Below are 24,530 nucleotides of genomic sequence, written 5' to 3' on the forward strand. Positions count from 1 at the left end.
CCGCCACCCTTAAGGTTATTCGGCTAAACGCGCCAGCAATAAATCACCCGATGCGGAGACAGCACTTACGCGCGCCTCACGACCTTGCGCCTGATATTCAATGTGTATTTCGACGTCCGGGTCTGGCAGTACACCTTTACCTTGTTGCGGCCATTCCACCAGGCAGATGGCATCATTGGCAAAATAATCGCGGATCCCCATAAATTCCAGCTCCTCCGGGTCCGCAAGGCGATACAGGTCGAAGTGATAGACCATTAAATTATCGAGCGCATAGGGTTCGACCAGCGTGTAGGTCGGGCTTTTTACATTACCTTTGTGACCTAACGCCTGCAGGAATCCCCGACTAAAGGTCGTTTTCCCCGCCCCCAGGTCGCCATATAAATAAATAACCGTCGCACCGTCACAGGCTTTGGCTACCCGCAGTCCCAGGTCTAAAGTTGCCTGCTCATCAGGTAGTGGAATTACTCGATTCATCATGATAAACGTCAATCACATCAGGGTTAACAATACGCTGTAGCGTGGTAAAGAGATCTGTCGCCAGCATGCCGCGCATACCAAAACGCGCTGCCAGTACATCCGCCGCCGCACCGTGCGCCACACATCCCGCACACGCAGCATCATACGGGGTAAGCTTCTGTCCAAGCAATGCGCCAATAATACCGGAAAGCACATCCCCCATCCCGCCGCTGGCCATTCCGGCATTGCCGGCATCAATAATACCCAATGCAGCCTGTTCCGAGGCGACAACCGTCCCCGCGCCTTTCAGCACCACCACACCTCCGTACCGTTTTACCAGACGTTGTGCACAAAGTAAGCGATCGTCTTCAATTTCTGCAATGGAACAACCCAGCAGCCGTGCTGCCTCACCCGGATGCGGCGTGATCACGCGATTGTGACGTTTATCGGGATTGATTGCCAGCAGGTTCAGCGCATCGGCATCCCAGAGCATCGGTTTGCGAAAATTCTCGACCTTTTGCAATGCTTTTTTGCCCCACGCCTGCTGTCCAAGACCCGGACCAATCACCACAACATCCGCCCACGCCAGCCCCTCTTCCAGCGTCTTCGGCGTTAGCGTATCGACCATCAGTTCCGGTCGGGCAGTCAAAATGGGGGCGATATTTTCACTGCGCGTCAGTACCTTGACCAATCCAGCCCCCGCACGCAGTGCCGCTTCACCGGCCATACGAATGGCACCCGCCGTGCCGTGGTCACCGCCAATAATGACCAACCGACCGTGGGAGCCTTTGTGCGAGGTAGGTCGACGTGGTGTTAACCAATGCGCAAGCTGCGAGGCTTCATAACGCTGAATCGGCGCATCTTGCCTGGCAAGCCAGGCGTCCAACCCAAGCGCGTTAAAGTGCAGATGTCCGGTAACATCGCGCGCTTTACCGGTTAACAGCCCTGGTTTGAGCGCAATAAAGGTGACGGTATGCGCTGCGTTTATCACCGCCCCCGGCGTCGCTCCTGTTTGTGCCAGCAGGCCGGAAGGAATGTCTACCGCGACGATGGGGGCAGGATGGGCATTGGCATGCTCAATCAGCGTTCGGAGCGGTTCGCGCGGAGCCTGTTTTAAACCGGTCCCCAACAGCGCGTCGATAATGACATCCACACGACCAGGCCAGACGATATCTGTAGAGTGAATGACGCCCCCCGCATTAAACCAGGCATCACGCGCCTGCTGTGCGTCCTCGGGCAGCGTTTTATCGCTCTCCTGCGCCAGCAATGTGACATCAATGCCCTGCGCTTTGGCGAGTCTTGCCACCACATACCCATCACCGCCATTGTTACCGTGGCCGCACAGCACCAGCCAGTGTTGAGCGTGCGGATATACGTTCCGTGTAGCCTGAAACACAGCCTCTCCCGCGCGCAGCATCAGTTCATAAAGCGTCAGCCCTAAGTTGTCTGCCGCCTCTCGTTCCATCCGTTTGATGTCATCGGCGTGCCAGATGGAGTGTGGTATACTTGCGAGGTTTTTCTTCATTGTATGGTCCGTCATGTCAGAGCCCCTCGATCTCAATCAGTTAGCGCAAAATATTAAACAGTGGGGGCTGGAACTTGGCTTTCAGCAGGTCGGTATTGCCGATACCGACCTCAGCGAAGCCGAACCCAAACTGCAGGCCTGGCTGGATAAACACTATCACGGCGAGATGGACTGGATGGCCCGTCACGGCATGATGCGCGCCCGACCTCACGAATTATTGCCCGGTACATTACGCGTTATCAGCGTACGAATGAACTATCTTCCTACCAATGCGGCCTTTGCCAGCACGTTGAAAAATGCCTCTTTGGGTTACGTCAGCCGGTACGCGCTTGGACGTGACTACCATAAGTTGCTACGTAACCGCTTAAAAAAGCTGGGCGAGATGATTCAGCAGCACTGCGCTTCGCTGAATTTTAGACCTTTTGTCGATTCTGCGCCCATTCTTGAGCGTCCACTGGCGGAAAAAGCCGGGCTTGGCTGGACAGGTAAGCACTCACTTATCCTCAACCGTGAGGCTGGCTCATTCTTCTTTCTCGGTGAGTTGCTGGTCGATTTGCCTCTCCCGGTTGATAAGCCAGTCGAAGAAGGATGCGGTAAATGCGTGGCCTGTATGACCATTTGTCCTACCGGCGCTATCGTTGAACCCTACACGGTGGATGCGCGCCGCTGTATCTCTTATCTCACGATCGAACTGGAAGGCGCGATCCCGGAAGAGTTTCGTCCGCTACTGGGGAACCGCATCTATGGCTGCGATGACTGCCAGCTCATCTGCCCGTGGAATCGCTATTCGCAGTTGACGGCAGAGGATGACTTCAACCCGCGCAAGCAGCTTCATGCTCCGGAGTTAGTAGAACTATTTAGCTGGAGCGAGGCGTGGTTTTTGAAAGTCACGGAGGGATCTGCCATTCGTCGTATTGGCCATCTGCGCTGGCTGCGCAATATCGCCGTTGCGCTGGGAAATGCCCCCTGGGATGAAACCGTAATCAATGCGCTGGAAACCCGCAGAGGTGAGCACCCACTTCTCGACGAACACATATCGTGGGCGGTTGCCCGGCAAATTGAGAAGCGAAATGCCTGCGTAGTGGAAGTGCAGTTACCGAAGAAACAACGTCTGGTCAGGGTCGTTGAAAAAGGATTGCCACGCGATGCTTAAGTCATCCACAGCTTGTGTATAAAAATAAAAACACATTGATATTCAAGAGGGAAAAAATCGTCAAGTGATCGCATTAACAATTTGAAATGATAATTATCTCAATAACTTCAATTAGTTAAGAAGATATTATTCACCCGGCGAAGTTATTTGCATTCAAGGAATGATGCCTCGGCCTGTGGATAAGTCTGTTTACAGAAGTATGTCAATGGCGAAAGAAAACGTCCCCAACGCGATACTACGTTGTGGATATTTTTATTGAGATAAGAATTTGGAGCGGGAAACGAGACTCGAACTCGCGACCCCGACCTTGGCAAGGTCGTGCTCTACCAACTGAGCTATTCCCGCATAATCTTCGTCTTTCGAACCGCTACTGCGTTGGCCGCCTTCACTCGCCTAAGTCACTTACTTTTGTAAGCTCCTGAGGACTCATTCAGTTGCCGCCTTGTCGCAATTCGAAATTCTGCGATTGGTGGTCTGTGCTTAACAAGCACTTTCAAATTTTGGAGCGGGAAACGAGACTCGAACTCGCGACCCCGACCTTGGCAAGGTCGTGCTCTACCAACTGAGCTATTCCCGCATAATCTTCGTCTTTCGAACCGCTACTGCGTTGGCTGCCTTCATTCACCTAAGTCACTTACTTTTGTAAGCTCCTGAGGACTCATTCAGTTGCCGCCTTGTCGCAATTCGAAATTCTGCGATTGGTGATCGGTGCTTAATAAGCACTTTCAAATTTTGGAGCGGGAAACGAGACTCGAACTCGCGACCCCGACCTTGGCAAGGTCGTGCTCTACCAACTGAGCTATTCCCGCAAATTTGTACTTCTTTTGTTGCTGCCGTAACGTGTAATTCTCTGTCGTTACGGGAGGCGCATTATACGAGAAATCCTTTTAGCTGCAACCCCCCTGAATACGTTTTTTTCGAAAATTCGTTCAAGTGATTACTTTGCAACCAGGGTGAACAATTTAGCGTCAAAAAGCCGGTGACGCAAGCCACCGGAGAACAAAATCAAAGCTTAATAAAATGCTCGCGATAGTAAGCCAGCTCAGCAACGGACTCACGAATATCGTCCATTGCCTGGTGCGTTCCTTGTTTCTTGAAGCCATCCAGGATCTCTGGTTTCCAGCGACGGGCCAACTCTTTAAGCGTGCTGACGTCCAGATAGCGATAATGGAAATATGCCTCCAGTTCCGGCATATATTTAAACAGGAAACGACGATCCTGACCGATGCTGTTGCCACAGATAGGTGATTTCCCTTCCGGAACCCACTCTTTCAAAAAGGCCAGCGTAGCCAGTTCGGCTTCACGATCGCCCATGGTGCTCGCTTTTACGCGCTCCACCAGCCCACTTCCGGTATGCGTACGTACGTTCCAGTCATCCATTAATGCCAGCTGTTCGTCGGACTGGTGCACCGCAATTGTCGGACCTTCAGCCAGGATATTCAGGTTGGCATCCGTCACCAGCGTGGCGATCTCAATAATGCGATCGCGCTCGGGATCCAGACCTGTCATCTCCAGATCGATCCAAATCAGGTTGTTTTCATTGGCACTCATGCTATTTTCCACCCTTCAGCGTCACATTCAGTGTGACTACATTGATCTAAAATTGTGTGTATCATAAATGTTTTGCCCATCATGGGCGACCAGGAGCCAGCCCGATTGAGTAAGAATAAACTCTCCAAAGGCCAACAGCGCCGTGTGAACGCCAATCACCAGCGTCGTCTTAAAACGTCCACGGAGAAGCCTGACTACGACGACAACCTGTTTGGCGAAACCGCTGAAGGCATCGTTATTAGCCGTTTTGGCATGCATGCCGACGTAGAATCTGCTGACGGGAAAATTCACCGTTGCAACATCCGCCGTACCATTCGTTCGCTGGTTACCGGCGATCGTGTAGTCTGGCGTCCGGGTAAAGCGGCAGCAGAGGGCGTGAATGTTAAAGGGATCGTTGAAGCGGTACATGAGCGTACCTCAGTACTCACACGCCCGGACTTTTACGACGGGGTGAAACCCATTGCGGCCAACATCGATCAAATCGTGATTGTTTCAGCCATCTTACCTGAGCTGTCACTCAATATTATCGACCGCTATCTGGTAGCCTGCGAAACGCTACACGTTGAACCGATTATCGTACTGAATAAGATCGATCTGCTGGATGACGAAGGTATGGCCTTCGTTAACGAACAGATGGATATCTATCGCAACATTGGCTATCGAGTGTTGATGGTATCAAGCCGCACTAAAGACGGCCTGAAACCGCTAGAAGAAGCATTAACCGATCGCATCAGCATTTTTGCCGGTCAGTCGGGCGTAGGTAAATCTAGCCTGCTCAATAATCTTCTCGGCCTGCAGGAAGAAATCCTGACCAACGATGTCTCCGACAACTCCGGCCTTGGACAGCACACCACAACAGCTTCTCGCCTGTACCACTTCCCTCATGGCGGCGATGTCATCGACTCCCCCGGTGTACGTGAGTTTGGACTGTGGCATCTTGAACCGGAACAAATCACTGATGGCTTTGTCGAATTCCATGACTACCTGGGCCATTGCAAATACCGCGACTGCAAACATGATACCGATCCAGGCTGCGCTATCCGTGAGGCTGTAGAAAAAGGGGTCATAGCCGAAACCCGGTTTGAAAATTATCACCGCATCCTGGAAAGCATGGCGCAGGTAAAAACGCGTAAAAACTTTTCTGATACCGACGACTGACAACTAAGCTAAGCATCGCTAGAATCGTCCCCCCTTTTTTCAGTATCCGGCCCTTATGCCGGATCGGGAACAAATTATGGCCTGGAGGCTACCTTGTTAAACTCATTTAAGCTTTCGCTACAATACATTCTGCCGAAACTATGGCTCACTCGCCTGGCGGGTTGGGGTGCGAGCAAACGAGCGGGATGGCTGACTAAACTGGTTATCGATCTGTTCGTGAAATATTACAAGGTCGATATGAAAGAGGCGCAAAAGCCGGACACCGCCAGCTATCGTACCTTTAACGACTTCTTTGTTCGCCCACTGCGCGAAGATGCACGCCCGATCAATACCGATCCAAACGTACTGGTCATGCCCGCTGATGGCGTGATTAACCAGTTAGGCAACATCGAAGAAGACAAACTGCTGCAGGCTAAAGGGCATAGCTACACCCTTGAAGCACTGCTGGCAGGCAACTACCAGATGGCGGATAAATTCCGTAACGGGACGTTTGTAACCACTTACTTGTCTCCACGCGATTACCACCGCGTCCACATGCCGTGTAACGGTATCCTGCGAGAGATGATGTACGTGCCAGGCGATCTCTTCTCTGTGAACATCCTGACCGCGCAGAACGTGCCGAACCTGTTTGCCCGTAACGAACGTGTTATTTGCCTGTTTGATACCGAATTCGGCCCGATGGTACAGATTCTGGTTGGTGCAACCATCGTCGGCAGCATTGAAACCGTATGGGCTGGCACCATTACCCCACCGCGTGAAGGCGTGATCAAACGCTGGACCTGGCCGGAAGGCGAAAGCGAAGGCTCTGTGGCGCTGCTGAAAGGTCAGGAAATGGGCCGCTTTAAACTCGGTTCAACCGTTATCAACCTGTTTGCGCCGGGTAAAGTTAATCTGGTTGCACAGTTGCAGGATCTGTCGGTCACCAAAATTGGCCAGCCGATGGCCATCTCTACCGAGACCTTCGTGACGCCGGAGGCAGAGCCCGCGCTATTGCCGAAAGAAGAGATCGAAGCAGAACACGACGCCAGCCCGCTGGTTGAAGACAAAAAAGACGCAAGTTAACCATAGGAATCGCTGCTGTGCGCCTGATTATCACTTTTCTGATGGCCTGGTGCCTCAGCCAGGGGGCGTACGCTGCGACGGCCCCCGACAGTAAACAACTCACTCAGGAACTGGAGCAGGCAAAGGCGGCGAAACCCGCTCAGCCAGAAACCGTTGAGGCGCTCCAGTCCGCGCTGAATGCTCTCGAGGAGCGGAAAGGCTCCCTTGAGCGTGCTGAACAATATCAGCAGGTTATCGATAACTTCCCCAAGCTGTCCGCCACGTTACGCGCACAGCTTAACAACCTGCGCGATGAACCGCGTAGCGTACCGACCGGCCTCACGACGGATGCATTAAACCAGGAAATCCTTCAGGTCAGCAGTCAGTTACTGGATAAAAGCCGCCAGGCTCAACAGGAGCAGGATCGCGCCCGGGAAATCGCCGACTCGTTAAGCCAGCTTCCTCAGCAACAAACCGATGCTCGCCGCCAGTTAAATGATATTGAGCGACGCCTGGGTACAGCCAACAGTAACTCAGCGCTCAATCAGGCAATGCAGGCGGAATCCGCCAGGCTTAAAGCCCAGGTCGATGAACTGGAACTGGCTCAGCTTTCCGCAAACAACCGCCAGGAACTGGCGCGAATGCGCTCCGAACTGGCAGAAAAGCAGAGCCAACAGCTCGACGCTTATCTGCAGGCATTACGCAACCAACTCAACAGCCAGCGCCAGCGTGAAGCCGAGCGTGCGCTGGAAAGCACGGAACTGTTGGCAGAAAACAGCGCAGGATTGCCGGAAGGCATCATTGACCAGTTTAAAGTTAACCGTGAGCTGTCTCAGGCACTCAATCAGCAGGCGCAACGTATGGATCTGGTCGCCTCCCAGCAGCGTCAGGCCACCAGCCAAACGTTGCAGGTACGTCAGGCGCTGAATACGCTGCGGGAACAGTCACAATGGCTTGGCGTCTCGAATATGCTGGGAGAAGCACTGCGCGCACAAGTTTCTCGCCTGCCAGAAATGCCCAAACCCCAGCAGTTAGATACCGAAATGGCGCAGCTGCGCGTACACCGCATGCGCTATGAGGACCTGCTCAACAAACAGCCGCAACTGCGTCAGATTCATCAGGCCGATGGACAACCGCTGACCGCTGAACAGAGCAGCATTCTCAACGCCCAGCTACGCACCCAACGTGAGCTGCTGAACTCTTTGTTACAGGGCGGCGATACGCTGATCCTTGAGCTGACCAAGCTCAAAGTCTCCAACAGCCAACTGGAAGATGCGCTAAAAGAGGTCAATGAAGCCACGCACCGTTATCTGTTCTGGACATCAGACGTCAGCCCCATTTCTCTCTCCTGGCCTGTCGACATCGTTCAGGATCTGCGCCGCCTGATCTCACTCGATACATTTAATCAGCTTGGCAAAGCCACTATCATGATGCTGACCAGCAAAGAAACGCTGCTGCCACTGTTCGGTGCACTGGTGTTGGTTGGGTTTAGCCTTTCTTCACGCAAACACTTCACCCGCTTTCTTGAACGCTCGTCGGCGCGTGTTGGTAAAGTCACCCAGGACCACTTCTGGCTCACGATACGCACGGTATTCTGGTCGATACTCGTCGCCTCACCGCTGCCGGTGCTATGGGCAACGCTGGGTTACGGATTACAGGAAGCCTGGCCCTACCCGCTGGCCGTCGCGATAGGAGACGGCGTTACCGCAACGGTCCCCATGCTGTGGGCGGTAATGATTTGCGCCACCTTCGCGCGCCCCAACGGTCTGTTCATTGCGCACTTTGGCTGGCCGCGTAACCGTGTCGCCAAGGCCATGCACTATTACCTGATGAGTATCGGGCTGATTGTCCCGCTGATCATGGCGGTGATTATGTTTGATAACCTCAATGACCGGGAATTCTCCGCTTCATTGGGGCGCCTGTGCTTTATCCTGATTTGCGGAGCGCTGGCGATCGTAACCCTGAGCCTGAAACGCGCTGGCATACCGCTGTATCTCGACAAAGAAGGCAATGGCGACAACATGGTCAACAGCATGCTGTGGAATATGCTGATGGGTGCGCCACTGATTGCTATTCTCGCAGCAGCTGTGGGCTACCTGGCAACATCACAAGCCCTGCTGGCGCGCCTGGAGACTTCGGTAGCAATCTGGTTCTTGTTACTGGTGGTCTATCACGTCATTCGCCGTTGGATGCTCATCCAACGGCGCCGTCTGGCATTCGACCGTGCCAAGCATCGACGCGCCGAAATGCTGGCGCAACGCGCGCGCGGTGAGGAAGAGCCGCCACATTCAACCAGCCTTGAAGGGGCCGTTGATGTTGATGAAAGCGAAGTGGATCTTGATGCGATCAGTGCACAATCACTGCGCCTGGTGCGTTCTATCCTGATGCTCATCGCCCTGCTTTCGGTTATCGTGCTGTGGTCAGAAATTCATTCCGCTTTCGGCTTCCTGGAAAATATCTCACTCTGGGATGTCACTTCCACGGTGCAGGGCGTGGAAAGTTTAGAGCCCATTACACTGGGTGCCGTGTTAATTGCGATTCTGGTGTTTATCATCACAACGCAGTTGGTGCGCAACCTGCCGGCATTGCTGGAACTGGCGTTGCTACAGCACCTGGATTTAACCCCCGGCACCGGTTATGCCATCACCACCATCACCAAATATCTGCTGATGCTGATTGGCGGTTTGGTTGGCTTCTCAATGATTGGTATCGAATGGTCGAAACTGCAGTGGCTGGTAGCCGCTCTCGGTGTGGGGCTGGGCTTTGGCTTGCAGGAGATCTTCGCCAACTTTATTTCCGGCCTGATCATCCTGTTTGAAAAACCAATCCGTATTGGCGACACGGTGACCATTCGCGATCTCACCGGTAGCGTGACGAAAATTAATACCCGTGCGACCACCATCAGCGACTGGGACCGCAAAGAGATAATCGTGCCCAACAAAGCGTTCATCACCGAACAGTTTATCAACTGGTCACTATCTGACTCGGTCACGCGTGTGGTGTTAACTATCCCAGCGCCATCGGAAGCTAACAGCGAGGAAGTCACACAAATCCTGCTTACCGCCGCACACCGCTGTTCGCTGGTGATCGACACCCCTGCCCCGGAAGTCTTCCTGGTTGACCTTCAGCAGGGGATTCAGATCTTCGAGCTGCGTATCTATGCTGCGGAGATGGGACACCGTATGCCACTGCGCCACGAGATCCACCAACTGATTCTGGCAGGCTTCCGTGAGCACGGTATTGATATGCCATTCCCACCGTTCCAGATGCGTCTGGAAAGTCTGGGGGGTAAGCAAACGGGAAGAACGTTAAGTTCTGCGGGCAGAAGCAGTCGTCCGGCGGGAAGTTTGTAGCGCATGATCCTGGCAAGAAATGCCGGATGGCGACCCGTTGTGTCTTATCCGGCCTACGAAGATGCTTCTTTGTAGGCCGGATTAAACAGGTCGTTTATTCCACCGCCCACTCAGGATCGTTGGCCGTGCGGCGACTGTAGTTCTGATAAATCGCCATCGCCAGCAGTGAGAAGAAGATCGGACCGCCGGTCATCCACAGCGCACTGTTCCAGTCTCCGGCCTCGATCACCGGCTGGATGATGGTAAATACGTTGGCAAACGTCACCACCAGTACCACCACTCCCGTTGCCAGCAACGTTGCCGTGCGGGTTTTAAAAATAACAAACGGTCTTTCCAACCCCACGCGGGATTTGAAGAATGGGAATGCCAGCGCCAGGAACAGATACGGCAGCGTCATAGATACGTTCGCCATCAGCGTCAGTTTGTTATAAAACGCGGAAGCCGTATCACCGCCGAACGAAACCAACAGAATAAACAAACTCACAAGCCCGCACTGCATCCACATGGCAGTCGTTGGCATGCCCATCGCATTCAGTTTGGTCATCGGCGCGGGCCACAACGCCTTCGGCGTCCCCTGAATAATCGCTTTCAGCGGCGAGTAGCTAAGGGTAAAAAAAGCGCCGGTATAGGCAAGGAACATGGAAAGCCCGGTAATACGCGCAAACCACACCCCCATCGTCATCGCCGTCTCTGGGGAAAGGTGCAACGCATTACCCAATGTCATCCCAAGGCTTTTCATCAGGATATAAGTGATATTACCAAGGTTAACGGAACCATTACTTAATACCTGCTGCCAGTTGGTGCTAACACCCCACAAAAATATGGCCAGCGAATAACCAACTGAAATGACGATAGCGGCAAAGACAATGCCTTTGGCAAAGTTCTTTTCTGGTTTCTCTGTTTTATCGACCAGTCCACCCACGGCTTCAATTCCACCATAAGCAAAAATGGCAAATACCACGAACGACAACATGGCCAGGCCGGACTGATATCCTGGATTGGGTGAAGATGAGAAATTAATATCCTGTGCAAAGTGGCCACCAGTTAATAACAAAATAGCGACACTCACTAACAACAGAACTAAATTAAGACACATAACGGCAATTCCGCCAACCGCCGTAATACGTGCAATCTTATTAATACCACGAGAAGCAACACAGGTGACCACCACCATCCAGCCGACCGCAAGCAGCCCGACAACCTGGGTTGGTTCAAGCCCGGCGATACCCCAATGCTGCGTCATGTCTGCGCCGAATAAGAAGGTCGAGAAAGGCACCCATACTTTTGCCGCCGTGCTAACCATCCATATCACGTAGGAAGAGAACCACATAAACGTACCGATAAACGCATAGCGTGGTCCAACGCTATTATTCATCCACGAATATATTCCACCTTCTTCTTTCCGATAGGCGGAACCCATTTCTGCCATCATTAACGCGAAGGGAATAAAGAATAATAATGCAGAAAATATATACCAGGGAATCGCACTATATCCCATTAAATAAAATGCAGAGGGACTATTTGCAAATCCGAAAACTGACGTAAATATCATAAGGATGAGACCTGTCAGGCTCATCTTCTTTATTGTTTGGGTCATTCAACTATCCCTTACTCTGGCAAGCGTTTCGCAAACGCCGCTCACCGATTAGCACCGCTCTCTTTGCAGAGTTCAGCAATTAAAAATCAACACAGAATTGATACCTAAACGATACCAGATATCCAGAGTCAAATTGTGGCTATTAGAGGGAAAGTGAAAAAATGTGCTACAAAGTGGCGACTTTACCGCCACTTTGTATTGTAGAGGGATAACGCGTTATGCACGATCGACGGTAAAGGCGATAACGTCAGCCAGACTATCAGCGCCCAGCGCCAGCATCACCAGACGATCAACACCCAGCGCCACGCCAGAGCAATCCGGCATCCCAACCTTCAACGCTTCAAGCAAGTTGTTGTCAATTGGCTGCTGCGGCAGGCCGCGCGCGGCACGTTTACGATTATCCTGCTCGAACCGTTGCTGCTGTTCACGCGCGTCGGTCAACTCATGGAAACCATTCGCCAGCTCAATACCTTTGTAATAAACCTCAAATCGCTCAGCGACCCGATGATCTTCGGTACTGATTTGTGCCAGTGACGCCTGACTGGCCGGGAAATGGTACACAAACGTTGGTTTGTCTTTGCCAATATGCGGCTCAACGCCCATTGTAAACAGCAGTTGCAGCAAGGTATCCCGGTCTTCTTCAGTATCCGCGATATTGCTGAGATCCAGCTTCGCCGCCACTTCCCGCAGTTGAGTTTTATCCGCAGACAGCGGGTCAATTTCCAGATGGCGCTGGAAAGCTTGCTGGTAAGAAAGGCTTTCGGCAGGTGAACAGTCCAGCACTTGCTGCAGCAAATCATCCACTTCGTTCATCAGGCGATACATGTCGTAGTGTGGGCGATACCACTCAAGCATGGTGAACTCAGGATTATGATGACGTCCCATCTCTTCATTACGAAAGCTGCGACATAGCTGATACACCGGGCCACATCCCGCGACCAGCAGACGCTTCATATGGTATTCCGGGCTGGTCATTAAATAGAGGTTCATCCCCTGGGAATGACCAGGGCCAACGAAACGCGTTTCGAACGGGAACAGATGGATGTCCGTTACCGTCGCCTGACTCATGCAAGGTGTCTCAACCTCAAGCACTCCACGATCGGCAAAAAAGCGACGAATCTCCGCTATAATTGCTGCACGTTTTAACAGATTGGGGATGGACGCGCTCGGCTGCCAGGTTGCCGTTTCGCTCATGGTTGTTTCTCCGATTTCAGACAAGGGCACGAAGTCTACTCGTATCGCGCTAGCGAGACAAATTTCACGCGGGAATAATAAACACTGGCTGTCGGGTAAAAAAAGCAACATTGGGTGGTTTAGTAATTAAATTAATCAAATTCAATGATAATTCGGCCCACTGATACGCTAAAAAAATCGAACACGTCAAATTTCCCTCACATCCCTAAGACTATACTATTGTACCTATAAAGGAGCAGTGGAAACGCGTTCATAACCTGTCTGAATCCGATGAAGCATCTGAATTCGGGCGGGGATGAAATAACAACAATCTGGAGGAATGTCGTGCAAACCTTTCAAGCCGATCTTGCCATTATAGGCGCCGGTGGCGCGGGATTACGTGCTGCAATTGCTGCCGCACAAGCAAATCCCAACGCTAAAATCGCACTGATCTCAAAAGTGTACCCAATGCGCAGCCATACCGTTGCTGCCGAAGGCGGCTCTGCTGCTGTCGCGCAGGATCATGACAGCTTTGACTACCATTTTCACGATACGGTAGCAGGCGGAGACTGGCTGTGTGAGCAGGATGTCGTGGATTACTTTGTCCACCACTGCCCAACTGAAATGACGCAACTGGAACAATGGGGCTGCCCATGGAGCCGCCGTGAAGACGGTAGCGTCAACGTACGTCGCTTCGGCGGCATGAAAATCGAGCGTACCTGGTTTGCCGCGGATAAAACCGGCTTCCACATGCTGCATACGCTGTTCCAAACGTCTTTGCAGTTCCCGCAGATTCAGCGCTTTGATGAACACTTCGTTCTGGATATCCTGGTGGACGACGGTCATGCTCGCGGCCTGGTCGCCATGAACATGATGGAAGGCACCCTGGTACAAATCCGTGCTAACGCAGTCGTGATGGCAACGGGCGGCGCGGGTCGTGTTTACCGTTACAACACCAACGGCGGCATCGTCACCGGCGACGGTATGGGCATGGCGCTGAGCCACGGCGTTCCGCTGCGTGATATGGAATTCGTTCAGTATCACCCAACCGGTCTGCCAGGCTCCGGTATCCTGATGACCGAAGGCTGCCGTGGTGAAGGCGGTATTCTGGTCAACAAAAACGGCTACCGTTATCTGCAAGACTACGGCATGGGTCCGGAAACCCCACTGGGCGAGCCGAAGAACAAATACATGGAACTCGGTCCGCGCGACAAAGTTTCTCAGGCGTTCTGGCACGAATGGCGCAAAGGCAACACCATCTCCACCCCACGTGGCGATGTCGTTCACCTCGACCTGCGTCACCTCGGCGAGAAAAAACTGCTCGAACGTTTACCATTCATCTGCGAACTGGCGAAAGCTTACGTGGGTGTCGATCCGGTTAAAGAACCGATCCCGGTACGTCCGACCGCGCACTACACCATGGGCGGTATCGAAACCGATCAGCACTGTGAAACCCGGATTAAAGGTCTGTTCGCTGTCGGCGAATGTTCCTCTGTTGGTCTGCACGGTGCTAACCGTCTGGGCTCCAACTCTCTGGCGGAACTGGTGGTCTTTGGCCGTATGGCGGGTGAGCAGGCTGCAGAACGTGCTGCAACGGCTGGCGCTGCAAACAGTGCCGCACTCGACGCACAGGTTGCTGGCGTTGAAAAACGTCTGAAAGATCTGGTTAACCAGGAAGGTAACGAAAACTGGTCTAAGATCCGCGACGAAATGGGTCTGTCTATGGAAGAAGGTTGCGGTATCTACCGTACACCGGAACTCATGCAGAAAACCGTTGATAAGCTGGCTGAGCTGCAGGAACGCTTCAAGCGCGTACGTATCACTGATACCTCCAGCGTCTTTAACACCGACCTGCTGTACACCATTGAACTGGGTCACGGCCTGAACGTTGCCGAATGTATGGCACACTCCGCGCTGGCACGTAAAGAATCCCGCGGCGCGCACCAGCGTCTGGATGAAGGCTGCACCGAGCGTGACGACGTTAACTTCCTCAAACATACCCTCGCCTTCCGCGATGCTGACGGCACGACTCGCCTGGAATACAGCGACGTGAAAATCACCACTCTGCCACCAGCTAAACGTGTATACGGTGGCGAAGCGGAAGCAGCCGATAAGAAGGAGAAGGCGAATGGCTGAGATGAAAAACCTGAAAGTTGAGGTGGTGCGCTATAACCCGGAAACCGATACCGCGCCGCACAGTGCTTTCTATGAAGTTCCTTATGATGAAACCACGTCTCTGCTGGATGCGTTGGGCTACATCAAAGATAACCTGGCACCAGACCTGAGCTATCGCTGGTCCTGCCGTATGGCAATCTGCGGCTCTTGCGGCATGATGGTCAACAACGTGCCGAAGCTGGCGTGCAAAACCTTCCTGCGTGATTACACCAGCGGTATGAAGGTTGAAGCGCTGGGCAACTTCCCGATTGAGCGCGATCTGGTCGTCGATATGACGCACTTCATCGAAAGTCTGGAAGCGATCAAGCCGTACATCATTGGTAACCCGCGTACTCCGGATCAGGGTCCAAACACCCAGACTCCGGCGCAGATGGCGAAATATCATCAGTTCTCCGGTTGCATCAACTGTGGTCTGTGTTACGCCGCGTGTCCGCAGTTCGGCCTGAACCCTGAGTTCATTGGACCGGCTGCAATTACGCTGGCGCATCGCTATAACGAAGATAGCCGCGACCACGGTAAGAAGGAGCGTATGGCTCAGTTGAACAGCCCGAACGGCGTTTGGACCTGTACTTTCGTGGGCTACTGCTCCGAAGTCTGCCCGAAACACGTCGATCCGGCTGCGGCCATTCAGCAGGGTAAAGTTGAAAGTTCAAAAGACTTTCTTATCGCTACCCTGAAACCACGCTAAGGAGTGCATGATGACGACTAAACGCAAACCCTATGTGCGGCCGATGACGTCCACCTGGTGGAAAAAGCTGCCATTTTATCGCTTTTACATGCTGCGCGAAGGCACGGCAGTTCCGGCAGTCTGGTTCAGTATTGAACTGATTTTCGGCCTGTTTGCTCTGAAGCATGGTGCTGAGTCCTGGATGGGCTTTGTCGGCTTTTTGCAAAACCCGGTGGTGGTCATCCTCAACCTGGTTGTTCTGGCTGCAGCGCTGCTGCATACCAAAACTTGGTTTGAACTGGCGCCGAAAGCCGCCAACATCATCGTAAAAGACGAAAAAATGGGGCCAGAGCCGATCATCAAAGGTCTCTGGGTAGTTACTGCGGTTGTGACCGTAGTCATACTGTATGTAGCCCTGTACTGGTAAGGAGTCCGGGATGATTAATCCAAATCCAAAACGCTCTGACGAACCTGTATTCTGGGGTCTGTTTGGTGCAGGTGGTATGTGGGGCGCAATCATTGCGCCGGTAGTGGTTCTGCTGGTTGGTATTATGCTGCCGCTGGGTCTGTTCCCGGGCGATGCGCTGAGCTATGAGCGCATTATGGCATTTGCCCAGAGCTTCATCGGACGCGCATTTCTGTTCCTGATGATCGTTCTGCCGCTGTGGTGCGGTTTACACCGTATGCACCACGCTATGCATGACCTGAAAATCCACGTGCCTGCTGGCAAATGGGTATTCTACGGCCTGGCTGCTATCCTGACCGTTGTAACAGCGATTGGCATTCTGACTATCTAATCGCAGTTGCTACCGATTAGGCCCGCCACTGGCGGGCCTTTTTATTTGTGCACAACGCTGGTCAACCAGCGGGAAAAATCACGCATCGCAGGTGTCTCCGGACGGGATTGCAATCGCGTAATCCAGTAACTTCCCAAATCAATCTGCGTTAAAAACGGTTGTACGATACGCTCACTGTTCAGCAAATGCGTGAACATTCTGACGGGAGCAATCGCCACCCCCAGCCCTGCCTGCGCCGCTTCAAGCATCGTGACGGACGAGTCAAACACGACCACATTGTGCGTTGGTGAAGGGGGAGCCTCTCCGGCCGCCTGCATCCACAGCGCCCATTCATCACGACGATACGATCGTAATAGCGGAAATTTCAGGATATCTGCAGGCGTCTGAATCTGAGAGGCCAGATCGGGTGAACAAAGTGGAGACATCAGCGCGCTACATAAATATTGCGCATCGGTATCGTGCCAGGCTCCACCACCATAGCGAATGGTATAATCCAGGCCTTCGGCGGCAGGATCAACACGGTTATTATGCGTGGAAAGCTGTAAATCGATATGCGGATAGCCCCGTTTAAAATCGTGTAGACGTGGGAAAAGGCACCCCACCGCAAAAGTGCCCACCACACCAATTTTCAGTTTTTCCTGAGCCTGGTTACCGGCAAAACGGTCTAACATCGCCGCCATACGATCGAAGGAGTCATTAAGTACAGGTAACAGGCTTTCACCTTCTGTCGTGAGCATCAGTCCCCGTGAAACGCGGATAAAGAGCTGACAATTCAGCTGTTGCTCCAACGCTTTCACATGCTGGCTAATAGCAGAATGCGTTACATTCAGCTCAATTGCTGCGCGGGTAAAGCTGAGATGCCTGGCGGCCGCTTCAAAAGCCCGCAGAGAATTAAGGGGGATATAGCTACGCGTCATCATCTTGCCTGTTAGAAAAACTTATATCTGCTGCTAAATTTAACCGTTTGTCAACACAGTGCAAATCAAACACACTGGTCGCGTCTGATGGGCCCGGACACCCTTTCGCTTTTTATTACGGAAATGATTTCATGATGAAAAAATCGTTATGCTGCGCGCTGCTGCTGGCCGCCTCTTTCTCCACGTTTGCCGCCTCAAAGACAGAACAACACATTGCCGATATCGTTAACCGCACCATCACACCGCTGATGAAAGAACAGGCCATTCCGGGTATGGCCGTGGCCGTTATCTACCAGGGAAAACCGTATTACTTTACCTGGGGTAAAGCTGATATCGCCAATAATCGCCCGGTCACACAGAATACGCTATTTGAGCTCGGTTCAGTCAGTAAGACCTTCAATGGCGTGCTGGGCGGCGATGCGATCGCCCGCGGTGAAATTAAGCTCAGCGATCCGGTCACGAAATACTGGCCAGAACTGACAGGCAAACAGTGGCAGGGTATCAACCTGCTGCACTTAGCCACATACACGGCAGGTGGCTTGCCGCTTCAGATCCCCGACGAGGTGACGGATAAAACCGCATTGCTGCACTTTTATCAAAACTGGCAACCTCAGTGGGCCCCAGGCGCTAAACGTCTCTATGCTAACTCCAGCATTGGTCTGTTTGGCGCACTGGCGGTGAAACCCTCAGGAATGAGCTACGAAGAGGCGATGACCAGACGCGTCCTGCAGCCATTAAAACTCGCACACACCTGGATTACCGTTCCGCAGAACGAGCAACAGGATTATGCCTGGGGCTATCGCGATGGTAAGCCCGTACATGTTTCGCCGGGCCAGCTTGATGCCGAAGCGTATGGTGTAAAATCCAGAATTATGGATATGGCACGCTGGGTTCAGGCCAATATGGACGCCAGCCACGTACAGGAGAAAACCCTGCAGCAGGGCATCCAGCTCGCACAGTCACGTTACTGGCGCATTGGTGAGATGTACCAGGGCTTAGGCTGGGAAATGCTGAACTGGCCGGTAAAAGCAGACACGATTATCAACGGCAGCGACAGTAAAATCGCTCTGGCGGCGCTTCCGGCCGTTGAGGTAACCCCACCAGCCCCCGCAGTAAAAGCCTCCTGGGTACATAAAACAGGTTCGACTGGCGGATTTGGTAGTTATGTGGCTTTTATTCCGGAGAAAAATCTGGGCATCGTGATGCTGGCCAATAAAAGCTACCCGAATCCTGCTCGCGTCGACGCGGCCTGGCGCATCCTTGAAAAACTGCAGTAACCGGCGTTGAGGTCCGATCCGTCGGGCCTCCTTTCTTCCACGTCTTTTCCTGCTGTCATCTACACTTAACAAAAATACAGCAAGGAATATCCCATGCGCATTCTGCCTGTCGTTGCTGCAGTCACGGCTGCATTTCTGGTAGTGGCTTGCAGTTCACCTACGCCGCCCAAAGGCGTTACCGTTGTAAACAACTTTGATGCCAAACGTTATCTTGGCACCTGGTATGAGATCGCGCGGTTCGACCACCGCTTTGAAGGTGGGTTGGATAAAGTTACCGCAACCTATAGCTTGCGCGATGACGGTGGGCTAAACGTCATCAACAAAGGCTACAACCCGGACCGAGGCATGTGGCAAAAAACGGAAGGCAAAGCCTATTTCACCGGCGATCCTAGCCGGGCGGCTCTTAAGGTCTCGTTCTTCGGTCCCTTCTATGGTGGGTATAACGTGATTGCTCTCGACCGGGAATATCGCCATGCGCTGGTCTGCGGCCCGGATCGCGACTATCTGTGGATTCTCTCTCGCACCCCAACGATTTCAGATGAGATGAAACAGCAGATGCTGGCAGTCGCGACCCGGGAGGGGTTTGAAGTGAACAAGTTGATTTGGGTAAAACAACCCGGCGCTTAGTGGGTGCTGAGCTTCAGGCCAATAATGCCGGCAACAATCACCCCCAGGCTGAGCAGGCGCGCCGGGCTGGCTGATTCACCCAGTAGCAGAATGCCGGTAATGGCTGCCCCTACCGCGCCAATCCCGGTCCAGACGGCATAAGCCGTACCAACCGGCAGCGTTCTCATCGCCCAGGATAGCATAGCGATACTGACGATCATCGCCGCAATGGTGATAATACTTGGCGTTAAACGGGTAAAACCGTGGGTATATTTCAGACCAATCGCCCAGACAACTTCAAGCAGGCCCGCGATAAGTAAAACGATCCAGGACATAACAGGCTCCAGTACACGATGGGGCCGTCCCCGGGTGAAAGATGCGTTTGCAGGTCGTCCTGCAAAGCGGATGTATGAAATGGCATTTTTGCCCGGGAGAAAATGAATTTCAACCTTTTTATTCATTGCTTACTTAAAGCAAGAATTAAGCCCAATTAGAGGCGTAGTTCCCGCATTTGGCTCACATTGGACTTCTCTATGATGAAGAGCTTTCTGAACTCAGAGAGCCATTGGATCCTCTTCTGAATGCGAAAGGTTTATGCTTAAAATTTTAGTGATTGACCGGTGCCACTTCACCCGCACAGGGATAGAGGCCTTGCTTAATCATTCTGGTATGTTCAACTCTTCATTTCTGGTGTCAGGGATTAATAATCTGATGTTGGCTAAAGAGCATATTTTGCAATGGAAGCCACATCTGGTAATCGCAGATTTATATAGTTTTCTCAGCGATATTCACTCCAGCCCCCCCATCGCACCATTTTTTATGAGCTGCGGCGCCATCCCGCTGATTTTACTACAATCAGGTGACCGATCGCATAACCCAATCGATCATCCTCACTCTGCCGTTCACTCGACATTGTCCAAACACATCACGTTGCATGATCTTTCGCACACGATCCAGAATGCACTACAGATCCGCCCCGTATTAGATACACCCAAAAATGCCACACCGCTGCTTACACCGCAGGAAGAGAAGGTACTGTCATTGTGGATGGATGGCGTTGATAACAATGCAATAGCCGCCGCGCTCTGCATTCATGGTAAGACGGTATACACCTATAAGCGAAATATCCGTATGAAGCTGCACCTGGGGAATCGCTTTTCACCGTTTCTCTCTCTACCTGAGAAGATGAATTAACGGTACGACGGTGCGTCGTACCGTTCATAGTTATTGCTGAGCCTTTGTCGCTGCGCCAGAAATGGCACTACCGCCCTCAGAAATATCCTGACCTACGCCTCGCGTCGTATTACACGCCGTTAATACGGAAGAAAGTACCAACACAGAAAAGATCGCAGCAATTGTCTTCTTAACCATAACGTCTTCCTTTTCTAGCCAATATTGTTTGTGTATAGCCACTTAATAATAGACAAGATCCGGGGGGGTGACGGATAAACGACCGTTTTTAAGACAATATGAGGGGACTAGCTGGCAGCGTGAGAAATTGAATTACCAAGATGTTTGATATCTTCACCAAAGCCGCGCGCCGTATTACAGCCCGCCAGGAGGGTGCTGGTGAAAAGGATAAGCATTACAAGACCGAGAAGACGTTTCATCATTCCTGCCCTGGAAAAGTATGGCGCAGCAACCTGCACCAACATCTTAAAAATACGCAAAATCTTTCAGGCCGCCTGATGCAGCCTGAAAGATGAAGGCTATTACTTCACGCGGGATACGTATTCGCCAGAGCGGGTATCCACTTTGATGACTTCGCCGATCTGTACGAACAGCGGAACTTTAACGACTGCGCCGGTAGACAGGGTAGCCGGTTTGCCGCCAGTACCAGCGGTATCGCCTTTCAGACCTGGGTCGGTTTCAACAACTTCCAGCTCAACGAAGTTCGGCGGAGTTACGGAGATCGGCTGACCGTTCCACAGGGTCACGATGCATTCAGCCTGGTCCAGCAACCATTTAGCGTTATCGCCTACCGCTTTCTCGTCTGCAGCCAGCTGTTCGAAAGTGGTGTTATTCATAAAGTGCCAGAACTCACCGTCGCTATACAGGAAGGTCAGGTTCATGTCGGCTACGTCTGCGCCTTCAGCGGAGTCAGTAGACTTGAAGGTTTTCTCTACGCGAGTACCGGTCAGCAGGCGACGCAGCTTAACGCGCGCAAACGCCTGGCCTTTACCTGGTTTAACGAATTCGCTGGCTTCAACCGCATAAGGTTCGCCGTCCAACATGATTTTAAGACCAGCACGAAAATCGTTGCTATAGTACGTTGCCATAAGGCCCTCTGAAAATTGTTAACTGGTAGCTAAGCCACAAAATGGCGCATATTGTAACCCTAAATACCCCATCCAGAGAAGATTGGTTATCGCAACTTGCCGATGTTGTGACCGATCCCGATGAACTTCTGCATCTTTTGAACATAGACGCAGATGAAAAACTGTTGGCCGGACGCGACGCGAGACGGCTTTTCGCCCTGCGCGTGCCGCGCGCGTTTATTGCCCGCATGGAGAAAGGCAACCCGAACGATCCGCTTTTACGTCAGGTACTGACAGCCCAGGAAGAGTTTGTTGCCGCACCTGGCTACTCGACCGATCCGCTGGAAGAACAGCACAGCGTGGTTCCCGGTCTGCTGCATAAATATCGCAATCGGGCACTGCTGCTGGTCAAAGGCGGTTGCGCGGTAAATTGTCGCTATTGCTTCCGCCGACACTTCCCATATGCCGAAAACCAGGGCAATAAGCGCAACTGGCAGGTCGCCCTCGACTACATTAACGCGCATCCTGAGCTGGATGAGATCATCTTCTCCGGTGGCGATCCGTTAATGGCCAAAGACCACGAACTGGACTGGTTGCTCACGCAACTGGAAGCTATTCCGCACATTAAGCGTCTGCGTATTCACAGCCGTTTGCCGATAGTGATCCCGGCTCGCATTACAGAAGGACTGGTCGAGCGCTTTGCGCACTCCTCCTTGCAGATTCTGCTGGTCAATCACATTAACCATGCCAATGAAGTTGATGAGACGTTTCGCCAGGCGATGAGCAGTCTGCGCGCCGCGGGCGTTATGCTACTCAACCAAAGCGTATTGCTGCGTGGTGTGAACGATAACGCACAAACGCTCGCCAACCTTAGCAACGCACTGTTTGATGCGGGTGTGATGCCCTATTACCTGCACGTGCTGGATAAAGTGCAGGGTGCCGCCCACTTTATGGTCAGCGATGATGAAGCGCGTCAAATTATGCGTGAACTGCTAACGCTGGTTTCCGGTTACATGGTCCCCAAACTGGCGCGAGAAATTGGCGGAGAGCCAAGTAAAACGCCGCTGGACCTGCAGTTACGCCAACAATAACCATTATTGAGTGTCCGATTCCGGACACTCTCCACGATTACTTATTATTTAAATCCCCGCAAGTGGAGTCACACTTTTAATCTGTGCTATTTTAATTAGCTCTGTTAAATTATTCATTCGTAGATTTTATCAATAGTTTCAAATGCAGAATATTAATAAATATATGGTTAGGGAGAACCTGTTATGGCTATAAGTATTAAGGGTATTAATACCGGCATGATTCGCCAAAATAATGAATTCATTGCTCTGGCATTAAAGATAAAAGAGCCAAGAAATAAGGAATCGTTGTTTTTTCTTTCTCCGCTTGGGTTAAGAGACTTGCTTATCGCCCTGGAAAGCAGGCTCTCTGCTAAACATCAGCTTAGCGAAAACGAGCGTGCGCAATATGAGAAAGAATGCGAAAAAGCCAGCAAAAAAACGCACGAAAATATTCCATTAATTCAGGAGGATGAACTAAAAAATGCGGATATTAACCGTCGCATAAATTCACTGATGTTAGTGGATGATAAAGGGGAAAACTTAGCATTTTCTCTGACGCTTCATGACGGGAAAACAGATGAATTACTGGTTAATGAATTACAGATTCAGGTGTTGGCTCACGCTATTATTCATGCAATAAATAATGCTGGCATGCGGGATTTAGCGCTACGAATTACATCGCTGCTGGATTTCCTGCCGCTGTACGATGTGGATTGCCAGCAAAACGACAATCTGGAATACGACGCTTATACACACCCCGAATGGAAACATAACCTGTTTAATCATTATCTGGCAGTTATTTACCGCTATACGGATGATAAAGGAAAAGCTCAGTTCTGTGGTTCGGTAGTGAAAACTCGCGCCCTTTCCGGTAGCAAAGAAGCCGAAGCCATTACTCGCCGTCTTCTCGACTTCAGCCCGCGGCTGAAAAAACTTGTCGGTGTACCGTGCCAGGTGTTTGTCAGAACCTTGACGGATGATAAGGCGCAAAAGCTCAATCAGGATCAGTGTCTGCGCGCGCTGCATCATTTACATGTTCAGTCTGCGCAAAAAAATCAGAATGCCTGATGGCGCTGCGCTTACCAGCGCCTACGGTTACATGGCTGTTCAGGCCACTTTATTACACAAAATCATTCAATCTGCATCGCGGCGGCAAGCGAAGAAATCCCAGGAGCATAGATAACTATGTGACTGGGGTTTCACAACGCAGCCAACAAAGAGGCAGATTGAAGGATGAAGTGTAATCAGTTAGGGCACTTATAAACCTGGCCATTCATCTCGCTGGCGGTCGGGACAAAGCTGGACAGCATTCCCTGTGACGGGCTACTTACGCCATAAATCACGTTACCGCCCATTGCAGCGGCCTGGTTACGCAGATCGTTCGCCGCGCCACGCATAGAGCCACCCTCTTCGCCATGCTGGCCAGAAAGCCAGTTGCTCTGTTTACCGGTCGCAGTGCCGATCAGCTGACACTCAGCGCCTGGCTTATCTTCAACAAAGCGAACGCTTTGTCCGGCTGAACTCAGTTCGTTGCTGGAGCTACAACCCGCCATCAGTAGCGCGGCACCAACGATCCCTGCTAAATATTTCACGTGCATGTCATTCCCCATAATCAATTAGTTGGACCTTATGTCCGTAGCTGAATCATATACTAAAAAGATGACCAAAAGAAAAACCCCCGGACATTTCTGCCCGAGGGTTTCTCATTTTTCGCGAGATATGTATTTAATCAAATAATTCAAGTTGCAGGCAGGCG

General features: G+C 52.0%; 24 protein-coding genes and 3 tRNA genes. 13 read left to right on the top strand and 14 right to left on the bottom strand.

All coding sequences use genetic code 11. From position 1 onward, the window contains the following. Window positions 1–15: 15 nt before the first annotated feature. Together tsaE and nnr are read right to left on the bottom strand one after the other, a co-directional pair. Window positions 16–477 (bottom strand): tRNA (adenosine(37)-N6)-threonylcarbamoyltransferase complex ATPase subunit type 1 TsaE, encoded by a 462-nt coding sequence (tsaE, locus tag RYZ59_RS15095; RefSeq protein WP_318049156.1) that lies wholly within the window; start codon window positions 475–477, stop codon window positions 16–18. Further along, complete coding sequence (gene nnr, locus RYZ59_RS15100; RefSeq protein ID WP_318049158.1) at window positions 449–1,996, bottom strand: bifunctional ADP-dependent NAD(P)H-hydrate dehydratase/NAD(P)H-hydrate epimerase; 1,548 nt, start codon at window positions 1,994–1,996, stop codon at window positions 449–451. Before nnr ends, tsaE begins: the two co-directional genes overlap by 29 nt. Here nnr and queG point away from each other — a divergent pair. Then, the gene (gene queG / locus RYZ59_RS15105) at window positions 1,995–3,134 is read left to right on the top strand and encodes a tRNA epoxyqueuosine(34) reductase QueG (protein WP_318049161.1); all 1,140 of its coding nucleotides are present in this window, start codon (window positions 1,995–1,997) and stop codon (window positions 3,132–3,134) included. The genes nnr and queG overlap by 2 nt on opposite strands. A gap of 269 nt (window positions 3,135–3,403) precedes the next feature. Here the strand turns inward: queG and RYZ59_RS15110 are convergent. The 4 genes from RYZ59_RS15110 to orn form a co-directional block, all read right to left on the bottom strand. Next, a tRNA-Gly gene (locus RYZ59_RS15110) sits at window positions 3,404–3,479 on the bottom strand. A gap of 156 nt (window positions 3,480–3,635) precedes the next feature. Then, a tRNA-Gly gene (locus RYZ59_RS15115) sits at window positions 3,636–3,711 on the bottom strand. A 156-nt stretch (window positions 3,712–3,867) separates the two neighbouring features. Next, a tRNA-Gly gene (locus RYZ59_RS15120) sits at window positions 3,868–3,943 on the bottom strand. Between the two features lie 196 nt (window positions 3,944–4,139). Further along, window positions 4,140–4,685, bottom strand: coding sequence for an oligoribonuclease (orn, locus tag RYZ59_RS15125; protein ID WP_040232952.1), 546 nt, complete (start codon window positions 4,683–4,685; stop codon window positions 4,140–4,142). Window positions 4,686–4,790: 105 nt separating this feature from the next. Here orn and rsgA point away from each other — a divergent pair, with 105 nt between their 5' ends. The 3 genes from rsgA to mscM all read left to right on the top strand — a co-directional run bounded on the left by rsgA (window position 4,791) and on the right by mscM (window position 10,237). Continuing rightward, window positions 4,791–5,843 (top strand): small ribosomal subunit biogenesis GTPase RsgA, encoded by a 1,053-nt coding sequence (gene rsgA / locus RYZ59_RS15130; protein WP_318049163.1) that lies wholly within the window; start codon window positions 4,791–4,793, stop codon window positions 5,841–5,843. Between the two features lie 93 nt (window positions 5,844–5,936). Then, complete coding sequence (gene asd / locus RYZ59_RS15135; protein WP_318049165.1) at window positions 5,937–6,905, top strand: archaetidylserine decarboxylase; 969 nt, start codon at window positions 5,937–5,939, stop codon at window positions 6,903–6,905. Window positions 6,906–6,922: 17 nt separating this feature from the next. Continuing rightward, window positions 6,923–10,237: a miniconductance mechanosensitive channel MscM gene (mscM, locus tag RYZ59_RS15140; RefSeq protein ID WP_271454077.1), complete on the top strand. Its 3,315-nt coding sequence runs from the start codon at window positions 6,923–6,925 to the stop codon at window positions 10,235–10,237. Between the two features lie 94 nt (window positions 10,238–10,331). On the opposite strand, the gene yjeM is transcribed toward mscM, so the two are convergent. Both yjeM and epmA read right to left on the bottom strand, forming a co-directional pair. Beyond that, complete coding sequence (yjeM, locus tag RYZ59_RS15145) at window positions 10,332–11,834, bottom strand: glutamate/gamma-aminobutyrate family transporter YjeM (RefSeq protein ID WP_318049168.1); 1,503 nt, start codon at window positions 11,832–11,834, stop codon at window positions 10,332–10,334. 216 nt (window positions 11,835–12,050) lie between these two features. Further along, on the bottom strand, window positions 12,051–13,028 hold the full coding sequence (gene epmA / locus RYZ59_RS15150; RefSeq protein WP_137384013.1) for an elongation factor P--(R)-beta-lysine ligase: 978 nt from the start codon (window positions 13,026–13,028) through the stop codon (window positions 12,051–12,053). Window positions 13,029–13,352: 324 nt separating this feature from the next. Between epmA and frdA the strand changes: the two genes are divergently transcribed. From frdA to frdD, 4 genes are read left to right on the top strand one after another with little or no spacing between them, the layout of a single operon-like run. Further along, the gene (gene frdA / locus RYZ59_RS15155) at window positions 13,353–15,143 is read left to right on the top strand and encodes a fumarate reductase (quinol) flavoprotein subunit (protein WP_003830519.1); all 1,791 of its coding nucleotides are present in this window, start codon (window positions 13,353–13,355) and stop codon (window positions 15,141–15,143) included. After that, the gene (frdB, locus tag RYZ59_RS15160) at window positions 15,136–15,870 is read left to right on the top strand and encodes a fumarate reductase iron-sulfur protein (RefSeq protein WP_137384014.1); all 735 of its coding nucleotides are present in this window, start codon (window positions 15,136–15,138) and stop codon (window positions 15,868–15,870) included. The genes frdA and frdB overlap by 8 nt, the downstream gene beginning before the upstream one ends. Before the next feature lie 10 nt (window positions 15,871–15,880). Next, window positions 15,881–16,276 (top strand): fumarate reductase subunit FrdC, encoded by a 396-nt coding sequence (gene frdC / locus RYZ59_RS15165; protein WP_048212908.1) that lies wholly within the window; start codon window positions 15,881–15,883, stop codon window positions 16,274–16,276. A 10-nt stretch (window positions 16,277–16,286) separates the two neighbouring features. Beyond that, the gene (frdD, locus tag RYZ59_RS15170) at window positions 16,287–16,646 is read left to right on the top strand and encodes a fumarate reductase subunit FrdD (protein ID WP_048212909.1); all 360 of its coding nucleotides are present in this window, start codon (window positions 16,287–16,289) and stop codon (window positions 16,644–16,646) included. A 41-nt stretch (window positions 16,647–16,687) separates the two neighbouring features. On the opposite strand, the gene ampR is transcribed toward frdD, so the two are convergent. Further along, on the bottom strand, window positions 16,688–17,563 hold the full coding sequence (gene ampR / locus RYZ59_RS15175; protein WP_318049173.1) for a LysR family transcriptional regulator AmpR: 876 nt from the start codon (window positions 17,561–17,563) through the stop codon (window positions 16,688–16,690). Window positions 17,564–17,694: 131 nt separating this feature from the next. On the opposite strand from ampR, the gene blaCMY reads away from it, so the two are divergent. Next, window positions 17,695–18,840: a CMY-2 family class C beta-lactamase gene (gene blaCMY / locus RYZ59_RS15180; RefSeq protein WP_318049176.1), complete on the top strand. Its 1,146-nt coding sequence runs from the start codon at window positions 17,695–17,697 to the stop codon at window positions 18,838–18,840. Window positions 18,841–18,933: 93 nt separating this feature from the next. Continuing rightward, complete coding sequence (locus RYZ59_RS15185; RefSeq protein WP_318049178.1) at window positions 18,934–19,467, top strand: lipocalin family protein; 534 nt, start codon at window positions 18,934–18,936, stop codon at window positions 19,465–19,467. On the opposite strand, the gene sugE is transcribed toward RYZ59_RS15185, so the two are convergent. Continuing rightward, window positions 19,464–19,781 carry a quaternary ammonium compound efflux SMR transporter SugE gene (sugE, locus tag RYZ59_RS15190; protein WP_318049180.1) on the bottom strand — a complete coding sequence of 106 codons (318 nt, stop codon included), beginning with the start codon at window positions 19,779–19,781 and terminating at the stop codon, window positions 19,464–19,466. The genes RYZ59_RS15185 and sugE overlap by 4 nt on opposite strands. 259 nt (window positions 19,782–20,040) lie before the next feature. Here sugE and RYZ59_RS15195 point away from each other — a divergent pair, with 259 nt between their 5' ends. Further along, on the top strand, window positions 20,041–20,640 hold the full coding sequence (locus tag RYZ59_RS15195; protein WP_318049181.1) for a LuxR C-terminal-related transcriptional regulator: 600 nt from the start codon (window positions 20,041–20,043) through the stop codon (window positions 20,638–20,640). A gap of 30 nt (window positions 20,641–20,670) precedes the next feature. Here the strand turns inward: RYZ59_RS15195 and ecnB are convergent, their stop codons facing one another. The 3 genes from ecnB to efp form a co-directional block, all read right to left on the bottom strand. Further along, window positions 20,671–20,817, bottom strand: a complete 147-nt coding sequence (ecnB, locus tag RYZ59_RS15200) for a lipoprotein toxin entericidin B (protein ID WP_003025482.1) — start codon at window positions 20,815–20,817, stop codon at window positions 20,671–20,673. A gap of 107 nt (window positions 20,818–20,924) precedes the next feature. Further along, window positions 20,925–21,059, bottom strand: coding sequence for a lipoprotein antitoxin entericidin A (gene ecnA, locus RYZ59_RS15205; protein ID WP_040232999.1), 135 nt, complete (start codon window positions 21,057–21,059; stop codon window positions 20,925–20,927). A 99-nt stretch (window positions 21,060–21,158) separates the two neighbouring features. After that, a complete protein-coding gene (gene efp / locus RYZ59_RS15210) occupies window positions 21,159–21,725 on the bottom strand; it encodes an elongation factor P (protein ID WP_003025478.1) in 567 nt (188 codons plus the stop codon). 41 nt (window positions 21,726–21,766) lie between these two features. Here efp and epmB point away from each other — a divergent pair, with 41 nt between their 5' ends. Then, complete coding sequence (gene epmB / locus RYZ59_RS15215) at window positions 21,767–22,795, top strand: EF-P beta-lysylation protein EpmB (protein ID WP_318049182.1); 1,029 nt, start codon at window positions 21,767–21,769, stop codon at window positions 22,793–22,795. A gap of 183 nt (window positions 22,796–22,978) precedes the next feature. Next, the gene (yjeJ, locus tag RYZ59_RS15220) at window positions 22,979–23,842 is read left to right on the top strand and encodes a YjeJ family protein (protein ID WP_318049183.1); all 864 of its coding nucleotides are present in this window, start codon (window positions 22,979–22,981) and stop codon (window positions 23,840–23,842) included. A 176-nt stretch (window positions 23,843–24,018) separates the two neighbouring features. Here the strand turns inward: yjeJ and RYZ59_RS15225 are convergent, their stop codons facing one another. Beyond that, on the bottom strand, window positions 24,019–24,372 hold the full coding sequence (locus tag RYZ59_RS15225) for a DUF4156 domain-containing protein (RefSeq protein ID WP_005120974.1): 354 nt from the start codon (window positions 24,370–24,372) through the stop codon (window positions 24,019–24,021). Window positions 24,373–24,530: the final 158 nt, after the last annotated feature.

The sequence above is a fragment of the Citrobacter sp. HN-141 genome (genome assembly GCF_033341895.1).
Taxonomy (GTDB): domain Bacteria; phylum Pseudomonadota; class Gammaproteobacteria; order Enterobacterales; family Enterobacteriaceae; genus Citrobacter.